We start from the raw sequence: 10,132 nt of genomic DNA on the forward strand, positions 1-10,132 counted from the left end.
GCGCTGTCTTTGGTGAGCCGGAAAACCGCCCGCTCAGGCGGTTCGCGCAAGCTTCGGTTCACCGTGGGGCTTTAGCCAGATGTGTACCAGCCCGGCCAGGGTATCGATCGGTTGGGTGGCGTCCAGGGCAAGGGTCAGGGGTTCACCGTGGGGCGCTTCGAGGGCGGCGAACTGGCTGTCGATCAGGCTGGCCGGCATGAAGTGCCCAGGGCGTGCCAGCACGCGCTTTTCGGCTTCGGCCGGGGTCAGTTCGAGGAATACGAAGCCAAGGCCTGGCACGGCATCGCGCAAGGTGTCGCGATAGCGCTGCTTGAGTGCCGAACACGTCAGGATAGGACGTTCGCCAGCGGCGATGGTGGCCTGCAGCTCCTGGCCCAGGCGTACCAGCCAACCGGCACGGTCCTGGTCGTCCAGGGGGATGCCGGCGCTCATCTTCTGGATGTTCTCGGCAGGGTGGAAGGCATCGCCTTCGATCAGGCGGCCGCCACTTCGGGCGGCGATGGCCGAGCCCACGACACTCTTGCCGCAGCCAGCCACGCCCATTACCACGATTGCGGACAGGGGAGCATTCATCAGTACCTCCTGCGGGGTGAGATAGCGCTGTCTCGGAACGTCAAGGCACGAGTCGCGAGCGCTACCCTCCCGGGTGTTATTGGTTTTGTAAGACGCAGTATGGACGCCAGGGCAAGATTACGTTGCCTGGGTCTTGAGACAGCGCTACCTTAGTGACCGTTCCCTTTCCTGGCAAGTAGTAAAATTACAACACCCATGTCCCGAACAGGCTCGCGTACCACCGGTCGTCCTACCCTGGCAGAAGTCGCCCGGCTTTCCGGGGTTTCCCCGATTACCGCTTCGCGCGCCCTGCGTGGGGTCGCAACTGTCGCCCCGGCATTGGTGGAGAAGGTCCAGGCCGCAGCCGCCAGCCTTGGGTATGTGGCTAACCCTGCGGCCCGCGCCCTGGCATCTGCCCGCAGCCAGTCAGTGGTAGTGCTGATCCCATCGCTCTCCAACCAGCTGTTCATCGACACCCTGGAAGCCATCCACGAAGTCATGCGGCCTCGGGGGCTTGAGGTGTTGATCGGCAACTATCACTACGATATCGCCGAAGAAGAGAACTTGATTCGCAACTACCTGGCCTACCAGCCGTGCGGCATCCTGCTGACTGGCTTCGATCGCAGCGAGGCATCGCGGCAGATGCTGGCCGCCAGTGGCGTACCTTGTGTGCACATGATGGAGCTGGGCGGGGAACCAGGCGCTTTGTCGGTGGGCTTTTCCCAGCAACAGGCAGGGGCGGCGGCGGCTCGTCACCTGATCGAGCGTGGGCGGCGGCGCCTGGCCTTTATCGCGGCGCAGCTCGACCCCCGTGTAATGCAACGTGCCGAGGGTTTCCGCCAGGCACTGGGCGCTGCTGGCCTGCTGGCGGCGGAGCTGGAGTTGCTGGCCCCGCAGCCGTCTTCCATCGAACTGGGCGGCGCACTGTTCAGCCGCTTGATGGCGCAGTCGCCGGATGTCGATGGCATCTTCTTCTGCAACGACGACCTGGCCCAAGGCGCGGTGCTCCAGGCCTTGCGCCAGGGCATCGAAGTACCGCGACAGGTGGCCATGGTCGGTTTCAATGACTTGCCGGCCTCGGCGCACATGGTGCCGCGCCTGACCTCCATTCGCACGCCGCGTGCTGCCGTGGGGCGCAATGCCGCGCAGGCGCTGCTGGCCTTGCTCGATGGCAAGCGGGTGGCGAACGAGCAGCAGGACATGGGTTTCGAGCTGGTGGTACGCGAAAGCTCCTGAGCCTCCCCCAGGCTTAATTACAAGGTGATATCAGATCGCTTGCATGGCGGCGGCGCCCATCTATGCTCAGGAAGTCCCGCGCATAAAGGAGCCCGGTCCAAATGTTCGAGTACCATCGCAAGTCCGACGTGATCGAGATCGAGCGTTGCCACAAGGCGCTCTCAGGAATGGATGCCAAGCTCGCAGCGATCAGCCGGTCGATGGCGATGATCGAATTCAGCCCCGACGGCACCATCCTCGACGCCAATGAGCATTTCTGCGCGACCATGGGCTATGACGCCGAAGAGATCCGCGGCCAGCACCACCGGCTTTTCTGCGACCCCGCCTACGCCAAGAGCACCGAGTACCAGCAGCTGTGGCAGGCGCTGGGGCAGGGAAAGGCGATCAGCGGCACCTTCGAGCGGGTCGACAAGGCCGGTCGGGAAGTGTGGCTGGAGGCCAGCTACATGCCAGTGCTCGACGAGCGCCAGCAAGTGACCAGCGTGATCAAGGTCGCCTCCGACATCACCCAGCGGATCAACGAAGAACATGAGAGCGAAAGCCTGCTCAAGGCCATTGGTCGGGCCATGGCGGTGATCGAGTTCACCCCGCAAGGTCGGGTCATCAAGGCCAACCAGAACTTCCTCGACACCATGGGTTATCGCCTCGAGGAGGTGGTAGGGCGCCACCACGGCCTGTTCTGCACGCAGGAAGAGCGCGAGTCGGTGCAATACCGCGAGTTCTGGGCCTCGCTCAACCGCGGCGAGTACCACTCCCACCGTTTCGAACGGGTCGACAAGCAGGGCCGCACGGTATACCTGGAGGCGTGCTACAACCCGATCTTCGACAACAAGGGTCGCCTGTACAAAGTGGTGAAGTTCGCCAGCGACATCACCCACCAGGTCAGCACCCAGCAGAGCGCAGCCGATGCCGCCCATGCCAGCTCCGTGCAGACCGACGCCTGTGCGCGCAAGGGTACCCAGGTGGTGCAGCAGACCGTTGAGGTGATCGAGCAGATCTCCGCCGAGCTGAACGACGCCGCGCGGCGCATCGATGCGGTCAGCAAGCAATCGGAGGTAATCGGCAAGATCGTCCTGACCATTCGGGGTATCGCTGACCAGACCAACCTGCTGGCCCTCAATGCAGCTATCGAAGCGGCGCGGGCTGGTGAACATGGGCGGGGTTTCGCGGTGGTCGCCGATGAGGTGCGCAGCCTGGCGGCGCGGACCAGCCAGGCAACGCTGGAGATCGTCGAGGTGGTGCGACAGAACCATGACCTGTCGTTGACCGCGGTGGCGAGCATGCAGTCGAGCCTTTCCCGCACCGACCTTGGGGTGGAACTGGCCAACGAAGCCGGCACGGTCATCATGGAAATCCAGCAGGGCTCCCGTCACGTGGTGGATGCGATCAGCCAGATCAGCTCGACGTTGCAATTGCACTGAGGTCGTCACGCAGTTGCCGTTGCAGCGCTTGCAGGCTGGCATCCAGACGCACCAAGAGGTGGCGGGTCGGCGCCGCGTCGGCGCAGGCTTTTTCGATGGCTTCGCAGTCGTGTACCAGGTTCTTGACGCGGAGCATGCGGGCCCCGCCCTTGATGCGGTGAACCAGAGGCTTCAGGCGTTCGTCGTGGCCGTCGGGGGGGAGGGTTCGCAGGGCCTGCAGGTCTTCGGCGGTACTTTGGGCAAGTTGTTCGAGCAGTCGCTGGGCCAGTCGTGCATCGCCTTGGGTCAGGTGGTGCAGCCGCGTAAGGTCGAAACCAGCCGGTGCCGTGTTCGCCTCGACTTGGCGCGCCCGTGGCAGATGGGTGCTCAAGGTGGCCAGGCTCACCGGCTTGAACAGGCAGCCATCCATGCCCGAAGCCAGGCAGCGCTCGCGTTCCTCTGCCTGGGCATTGGCGGTGATGCCAAGGATTGTGCAAGGGGGCGTGCCGCTGGCCTGCTCCTGAATGCGCAACTGTCGGGCCAAGGCATGGCCATCCATCACCGGCATGCTGCAATCGGTGAGTACCCAGTCGAACCGACCTGGCTGCCACAGGGCCAGGGCTGCCTCGCCGTGTTCGGCCAGGGTGACGTGGTGCCCCAGGCTGTGCAACTGCCTTTGCATCAGCATGCGATTGGCGGGGTAGTCGTCGACCACCAGCACGCGCAAAGACGCGGCCTCGACCGTTTCGACGGGTGGCGGCGTTTCACGCACCACAGGTTGGGCGGCGGGCAATGGCAACTGTACGTCCACTTCGGTGCCGACCCCCTCGGCGCTGCTCAGGTGCAGGGTGCCGCCCATCAACTGGCACAGGGTTCGACTGATCACCAGGCCGAGCCCGGCACCTTGTCGGGCCAGGTGGCTGTCCAGCTGGGCGAAGCGCTGGAACAGCCGGGCCTGGTCTGCCGTGCTGATCCCGACCCCACTGTCCTGCACACGCAGGCGAACCTTCAGGGGTTGCCCCTGAGCCGCTGTCTCGACGGTCAGCGTGACATCGATACCGCCTTGCTCGGTGAACTTGATGGCGTTGCTCAGCAGGTTGGAGAGCACCTGGCGCAGGCGCAGCGGATCGAGCATCACCCAGGCCTGGCCTTGCGGCAACCGTGCTTGCAACACCAGGCCTTTGCGTCGCGCGTTGCCATCGAATACCCGCACGGTCGAGTGCACCAGCGCAGTCAGTTCGGTGGCGACCGGCTGCAGGGTCATATGCCCGGCTTCGATGCGTGAAATATCGAGAATGTCGCCAATCAGCTCCAGCAGCCCCAGGGCCGAGTCATGGGCGGTACGCAAGCCCTCGGGGTCGCTGCGGCCTTGACGGCTGTCTTCCAGCGCAAGCTCCAGCAGGCCGATCACCGCATTCATCGGTGTGCGGATCTCGTGGCTCATGATCGCCAGGAAGCGGCTTTTCGCCTGGTTGGCCTGTTCGGCGGCGTCCTTGGCCTGGCGCAATTGCTCAAGCAACGAGCCGCTGAGCGCCAGTTGCGCCTGCAAGCCCCGTTGAGCTTCGCCGCGTTGCTGGATCAGCTTGCGCAGGTAGCTGTTCCAGAACACCACGCCGGCCAGCAACAGGGTCGACAGCCCCGCCAGTTGCAGCAGCAGCGTTCGATAATTGCCCCACAGGCTATCGCTGGCCACCGCGCTTGGCCGCCAGCGGCTCACCAATTGGTGCATTTCCTCGGGGGGGATGCTCAACAGTGCCTTGTCGAGGATCGATTGCAACTGCGGCAAGTGAGGTGCCACGGCAAAGGCGGCAACGGAAGGGGAGTCGTCCTGCAACCCGGCGATACGCAGCCTGTCCTTGAATACCTGGGTGATGTAGTAGGTGGCGGTGAGGTGCCCGGTAAGGGCGGCGTCCGCCTTGCCTCTGGCCACCGCTTCCATGAGCGCCAGTGCGTCTTGTGCTTCGACGACCCTGGCCTTCGGGTAGCTTGCCTGCAGCGCGGCATGCTGGGCAGCATCGGGCACCAGCGCGATGCGTTGACCATCCAGTGTTTGCATGGCCGGTGAGTCGTTGCGCACCACCACTACCCGCGGGGTGATGAGGTATGGCCGGGTGTAGAGCAGGCGCGCCAGGCGTTTCGGACCAAAATCCAAGGCTCCCGCCATTTCCGCCTCGCCGCGAGCCACCTCGTCGATCAGGGTGGAAACCGTATCGCGTTCGAGCACTGTGAAATGCAGCCCGGTGCGCAGGCCGATCTGCTTGAGCAGATCCAGAGTGATGCCGCTCGGACGTTGCTGGCTGTCCTTGAAGGTCAGTGGCGCCAAGGCGGTGTTGACCAGCACGCGTATGCTGGGGTTGCTGGCTATCCAATCCTGTTCCTGGACGGTCAGGTTGCTCAGGTGTCGTTGCAGCAGCAGGCTGGTATTGCCGCTGGTCCAGCGGCGCAGAATATTCAGCCGTTCGCTGTCGGTGATACGTGCCACTGCCTGGTTGACCAGGCTGGCGAGACGGGCGTTGTCGCGGTTCAGGGCGAAGGCGAAGACGCCGGGAGGTAAGGGGACGAAATGGTCGATCCGCACCAGGCCTTGGTAGGTGCTGCCGATCAGGAAGTCGGAACTGATGGCATCGCCGATGAAGGCATCGGCCTCGCCCTGGGCGACGGCGTCGATACCGGCAGCAGTCGAGCGATAGAGTTGCAGGCGAGCCTTGGGGTAGAGCGCGTGGAGGGTGGCTACGGGCAGGTAGTGGTCAACCATCGCCAGGCGCATGCCGGCCAGGTTGTCGTCTTTGTTCAGGGTTGGCCCCTGGCGCGTGACGATGACCGGCAGGTCGTCGGCATAGGGCTGGCTCAAGGCCAGGCCGGCATCGGCGGCCTCGAACGCGTTGGAGCTGCCGAGCAGGTCGATACGCCCCTCGCGCAGTGCTTGGATGGCGGCGGCGCGGCTGGAGAAGCGCAGCACCTGCACCGCCACCCCCAGCTGTTCGCCGACCAGGCCTGCATAGTCGGCGCTCAGGCCCTCGTAGTCGTGCAGGCTCACGTTGATCTCAAAGGGCGGATAGTCAGGCGTCGAGCTGCCCAGCACCAGCACTTTTCGCTGTTGCAGCCAGTGTTGGTCCCGGGGCGGTACCGGCAGTGGCGCCATGGCGCTCAGGGAGCGGGGAAGCAACTGGCGTGGCTCGCCCTGTGCCGGTGCGAGGGTGGGCATGGCCAGGGTCGTGAGCAGAAGCAGGCCAGGCAACATGCCTTTCATGGAGGATAAAGTTCAGAGCACTTGGTTACGCTTGGCCAGGTCGACCATTTCCACGAGGGACTCGGTCTTGAGTTTCTCCATGATTCGGCCACGGTAGGTGCTGATGGTCTTGGCACTGAGGTTCATGCGCTCGCCGATGTACTTGTTGTTCTCGCCTCGCGTCAACCGACGCAGCACTTCCATCTCACGGTTGGACAGGCTGTCCAGGCGCACACCTTCGCTTTCCAGCGAGTTGCTGTTGACCGACATCTGCGGGAAGGTCGAGTAACCCTTGACCAGCGCCTTGAGGGCGAACACCACGGCATCGAGGTCTTCGTCCTTGTTGACGAAGGCGGCGATGCCGGCGTCCAGGCAACGGCGCACGTAAAGATCGGCGGGTTGCCCGGTGAGCACCATGATCTTGGGCGCTGGGTCCAGCAGTTGCAGGCGCTTTATGACTTCCATGCCATCGAGCCCTGGAAGTCCGATGTCGAGGATGACCACGTTGGGGGAAAGCCTGCGCGCCATTTGCACGGCTTCGATGCCGTCGCCACTTTCACCGACGACAGTGAAGCGCTCGCGCTCGAGCAGAATGCGCACAGCTAGCCTGACGGTGGGGTGGTCGTCGACCATCAGCACAGTTGTCATGGGAAACTCCTGTAGGAAATATTGTCCGTTTCCTGGAATCCCAGGAACACTTCTGTAGGGCCAATCCAGCTGCGCGCACAATACGTACATTCTCGGGTCTTGGTAATGGCAGGCATAACGCTGTGGAAATTACCCGTAAGAACTGTCGAAAATTCCTACAAGAATAGCTGGCAGAAAACAGTGCGCGGCAGGCAGGCTGCGGTGCCGACCTGCGCGGGGCGAGGCGGCGCTCAAGCGCCTGGAGTGGAGGCCTTACAGCCGGGATGCGGCTTGGAAATGCGCAAGCTCGAGGCGGGATTGTTGTGCAGGGCCGCCCCGACGCGTGTTGGCCTTTGCAGCAGTTGCCCACTGCAGTTGGGGCAGCGCCCTTGCAGGCGCTGCTCGGCACAGGCGCGGCAGAATGTGCATTCGAACGAACAGATCAACGCATCCAGGCTATCGCCGGGCAGGTCGACGTCACAGCATTCGCAATTGGGGCGCAGCTCGAGCATCGCGTTATTCCTATGGGCAAGAAAGCCTGGAGTGTGGTCCAGATCACTGCCTGGCTGCAATCGTCAGCCAGGGCGGTAGAGGTGCGCATGGGCGGCCCTGTACAAGGCCGAGTCGGCAAACGGTGCATCGCCCAGCACGTGGCCCACCAGAATCAGCGCTGTGCGCCTGAAACCCTTGGCCGCCACCTGCTCGACGATATCTGCCAGGGTCCCCTTGACCCAGTCCTGGTCGGGCCAACTGGTGCGATGCAGCACGGCGATGGGGCAGTCTGCCCCGTAATGTGGAAGCAATTCGGCGACGATGCGTTGCAGGTGGCGGACCCCCAGGTGAATGGCCAAGGTGGCGCGATGCCGTGCAAGGTCTGTCAGTTGTTCGCCGGGCGGCATCGGTGAGCTGTCGCCGTAGCGGGTGAGGATAACCGTCTGCGCTACCCCTGGCAGGGTCAGCTCGCAGCCGAGCAATGCCGCGCTGGCGGCGGTGGCTGTAACACCCGGGATGATCTGGAAGTCGATACCCAGTTCACGCAGGTGGCGAATCTGCTCGCCGATGGCCCCGTACAGGCTGGGATCGCCGCTGTGCACCCGCGCGACATCCTGGCCTTTGGCATGGGCTTGGCACATCGCGTCGATAATTTGTTCCAGGTGCAGCTCTGCGCTGTTTATCACGGTTTCGGCGCTGTGCCCTTGCAGTACGGCGGCAGGCACCAACGAGCCTGCATAGATGATGACCGGGCACTGACGGATCAGGCGCTGGCCTTTGACCGTAATCAGCTCCGGGTCGCCGGGGCCGGCGCCGATGAAATAGACCGTCATGGCAAATCCTTGGGAAGCGGAAGAGTAGGGCGATTACACGGGACTGGCGATGGCCAGGGTAGCGGGCCCGAGCACTTGGCGCTCGACCCTCAGGTTAGCGTGCGGGTAGTTGGATTGCGCCAATGCCAAGGCCGAGCTTTCGGCAACCCCCCAACAGCCGGTGTGCCTGAAGGTTATATCGGACCTGTGGCTAAGCCTGGGAGCCAGCGGCAGCAGGTGTTGCGCGGTGAATACTGTCAGCGGCAGGCCGAGCCGTTCGGCCAGTTGCAGCAGGCCTGGCTCATGCGCTTTGCTATCGATGCTGGCGATGCCGCGCAGGGCCGACAACGGCAGTTGGTGTTCGCTGAGGGTTTGCCGTAGCAGGGTGTCCAGTGTCTCGACCGGGCAACCGCTGCGGCAGCCAAAGCCGGCATACAGCGCCGGCGCTATGGCCGCTTGGCTCATCAGGCTGGGCTGGAGCGACGATACAGCCAGGCGCTGAGCAGGCCCAGGGCCACCCAGAAGGCCGCGTTGGTCAGCCACGAGGCGATCACGAATTGTGACTCGAGCGCTTCAGGAGCGAGGCTTTCATGCACTTCTGGCTGGGGGGCGCCGACCAGGTGCGGGGCCACCAGCAGCACGACGCCGCCCACCTTGAACAGCCAGTGTCTGGCGAACACCAGCAGTGCCAGGCCTGCGGCGGTGGCGGCGGCGGTACCGACCCACCAGGTCTGGCGCTGGCCCAGGTCGGCGGCGGCGGTGCCTGGCAGCTCTGGCGGCAGGCCGAGGGTAGGTGCCAGGCAGAACACGGCGAAGCCGGCAAGGCCCCAGAGTGCGCCGGTGCTGACCCGGCCAGGCTCGCGAAGGCTGTACAGGGCGGTGAGGATCAGGGCGAAGCCGACGGCTACCACCAGGTTGCCACCGGTCGTGGACAGGATGCGCTGCCAGCCGTCTTCAGGGGCCCAGGCTTCCTCGCTGTGTTCGTGGGTGTGGGCAGCAACGACCTCGCCGGCATGGTCATGCTGCTCGGTGACCGGGCCTGTGCTTTCGTAGGTTTCCGCCTGGAGAATCAGCGGGGCGACCCAGAAGCTTTGCAGCAGGGTCAGCAGCAGGGCGGCGAGCAGGCCGCTGAAGCCTGCGGTGCGGGCGATTCGCGAGATCATGGGCGGCACTCAGTGGCAGGGGAAGGCGGCGCTGTGGCGGGTGTCGTGGGCGGCATTATGGACGGCTTCGATGTGCGAGAAGCCGGCGAAGTAGACCAGGCAAAGGCCCAGGAGGCTGGCGCCGATGGCGACGACGAGGCGTTGGCTGAGGCTGATCGGGGTGGCGATGCTGTGTTTGGCGCTGGTGATGGGCATGACGCTTTCCTCTGCTTTTCTTCTTGGCAACGGACAAGCGCGACGCTCCCGGGCGAGGGTTGCCCAGGGAAGTGCGACAGCGCCCGCCCTCCGCGGGGTGATCATTGAACGTCGGGCCGGTCTCCGGGCTTGCGAGGAGGAATCGAGGTTCCTGAATGGCGTCACCTTCCCATGCCTTGCTGCGGGCACAGTGGTTCAGACGCTTCGCTCGCTTACCGTTGCGGGGGCAGCACCGGAGTTGTCGGGCCCTGGGTGGGGGCCTGCGACGCACCGGTTTCCCGTTTCACCCCCCTGGTGGGGGCACCCGAACGCAATGTGCTAGCAAATCATGAGGAAATATTTCAGTCAATTCCAATCAGCCTACCTGCCTCTGGCTCTGGCGAGCCTCGCCACCGCTTTTGCTCTTGCTCTTGCTCTTGCTCTTGC

At 64.1% G+C, this 10,132-nt stretch carries 9 protein-coding genes, 2 pseudogenes and 1 riboswitch; of the genes and pseudogenes, 3 read left to right on the plus strand and 8 right to left on the minus strand.

Annotation, left to right across the window (positions count from 1 at the left end):
- Positions 1–33: 33 nt before the first annotated feature.
- Entirely contained in the window at positions 34–573 is a 540-nt protein-coding gene (locus RAC97_RS19710; protein ID WP_375101297.1) for a gluconokinase, read from the minus strand.
- A 195-nt stretch (positions 574–768) separates the two neighbouring features.
- Between RAC97_RS19710 and RAC97_RS19715 the strand changes: the two genes are divergently transcribed.
- From RAC97_RS19715 to RAC97_RS19725, 3 genes and pseudogenes are all read left to right on the plus strand, one after another.
- On the plus strand, positions 769–1,788 hold the full coding sequence (locus tag RAC97_RS19715; protein ID WP_375101298.1) for a LacI family DNA-binding transcriptional regulator: 1,020 nt from the start codon (positions 769–771) through the stop codon (positions 1,786–1,788).
- Positions 1,789–1,988: 200 nt separating this feature from the next.
- Positions 1,989–2,672: pseudogene (locus RAC97_RS19720) on the plus strand (PAS domain-containing protein); the annotation flags it as partial.
- Between the two features lie 102 nt (positions 2,673–2,774).
- Positions 2,775–3,209, plus strand: a pseudogene (locus RAC97_RS19725) (methyl-accepting chemotaxis protein); the annotation flags it as partial.
- Here the strand turns inward: RAC97_RS19725 and RAC97_RS19730 are convergent.
- The 7 genes from RAC97_RS19730 to RAC97_RS19760 all read right to left on the minus strand — a co-directional run bounded on the left by RAC97_RS19730 (position 3,184) and on the right by RAC97_RS19760 (position 9,706).
- Positions 3,184–6,438: a transporter substrate-binding domain-containing protein gene (locus RAC97_RS19730; RefSeq protein ID WP_375101299.1), complete on the minus strand. Its 3,255-nt coding sequence runs from the start codon at positions 6,436–6,438 to the stop codon at positions 3,184–3,186. The pseudogene RAC97_RS19725 and the gene RAC97_RS19730 sit on opposite strands and share 26 nt — an antisense overlap.
- Before the next feature lie 12 nt (positions 6,439–6,450).
- Positions 6,451–7,065 (minus strand): response regulator, encoded by a 615-nt coding sequence (locus RAC97_RS19735; protein ID WP_375101300.1) that lies wholly within the window; start codon positions 7,063–7,065, stop codon positions 6,451–6,453.
- 230 nt (positions 7,066–7,295) lie between these two features.
- Positions 7,296–7,556, minus strand: a complete 261-nt coding sequence (locus RAC97_RS19740) for a DUF1272 domain-containing protein (RefSeq protein ID WP_375101301.1) — start codon at positions 7,554–7,556, stop codon at positions 7,296–7,298.
- A gap of 63 nt (positions 7,557–7,619) precedes the next feature.
- Positions 7,620–8,369 carry a precorrin-4 C(11)-methyltransferase gene (gene cobM / locus RAC97_RS19745; protein WP_375101302.1) on the minus strand — a complete coding sequence of 250 codons (750 nt, stop codon included), beginning with the start codon at positions 8,367–8,369 and terminating at the stop codon, positions 7,620–7,622.
- 33 nt (positions 8,370–8,402) lie between these two features.
- A complete protein-coding gene (locus RAC97_RS19750; RefSeq protein ID WP_375101303.1) occupies positions 8,403–8,813 on the minus strand; it encodes a cobalamin biosynthesis protein in 411 nt (136 codons plus the stop codon).
- Positions 8,813–9,511 (minus strand): CbtA family protein, encoded by a 699-nt coding sequence (locus RAC97_RS19755; protein WP_375101304.1) that lies wholly within the window; start codon positions 9,509–9,511, stop codon positions 8,813–8,815. The genes RAC97_RS19750 and RAC97_RS19755 overlap by 1 nt, the downstream gene beginning before the upstream one ends.
- Positions 9,512–9,520: 9 nt before the next feature.
- Positions 9,521–9,706 (minus strand): CbtB domain-containing protein, encoded by a 186-nt coding sequence (locus tag RAC97_RS19760; RefSeq protein ID WP_375101305.1) that lies wholly within the window; start codon positions 9,704–9,706, stop codon positions 9,521–9,523.
- 96 nt (positions 9,707–9,802) lie between these two features.
- Positions 9,803–10,029: riboswitch (cobalamin riboswitch) on the minus strand.
- Positions 10,030–10,132: the final 103 nt, after the last annotated feature.

The sequence above is a fragment of the Pseudomonas sp. LS_2 genome, from assembly GCF_042709235.1.
Classification (GTDB): domain Bacteria; phylum Pseudomonadota; class Gammaproteobacteria; order Pseudomonadales; family Pseudomonadaceae; genus Aquipseudomonas.

Bases quoted from the DNA above. Each gene is read 5' to 3' on its own strand.
- RAC97_RS19755 (WP_375101304.1), bottom strand. From the start codon at position 9,511: ATGATCTCGCGAATCGCCCGCACCGCAGGCTTCAGCGGCCTGCTCGCC.
- RAC97_RS19730 (WP_375101299.1), bottom strand. From the start codon at position 6,438: ATGAAAGGCATGTTGCCTGGCCTGCTTCTGCTCACGACCCTGGCCATG.
- RAC97_RS19710 (WP_375101297.1), bottom strand. From the start codon at position 573: ATGAATGCTCCCCTGTCCGCAATCGTGGTAATGGGCGTGGCTGGCTGC.
- RAC97_RS19760 (WP_375101305.1), bottom strand. From the start codon at position 9,706: ATGCCCATCACCAGCGCCAAACACAGCATCGCCACCCCGATCAGCCTC.
- cobM (WP_375101302.1), bottom strand. From the start codon at position 8,369: ATGACGGTCTATTTCATCGGCGCCGGCCCCGGCGACCCGGAGCTGATT.
- RAC97_RS19740 (WP_375101301.1), bottom strand. From the start codon at position 7,556: ATGCTCGAGCTGCGCCCCAATTGCGAATGCTGTGACGTCGACCTGCCC.
- RAC97_RS19750 (WP_375101303.1), bottom strand. From the start codon at position 8,813: ATGAGCCAAGCGGCCATAGCGCCGGCGCTGTATGCCGGCTTTGGCTGC.
- RAC97_RS19735 (WP_375101300.1), bottom strand. From the start codon at position 7,065: ATGACAACTGTGCTGATGGTCGACGACCACCCCACCGTCAGGCTAGCT.
- RAC97_RS19715 (WP_375101298.1), top strand. From the start codon at position 769: ATGTCCCGAACAGGCTCGCGTACCACCGGTCGTCCTACCCTGGCAGAA.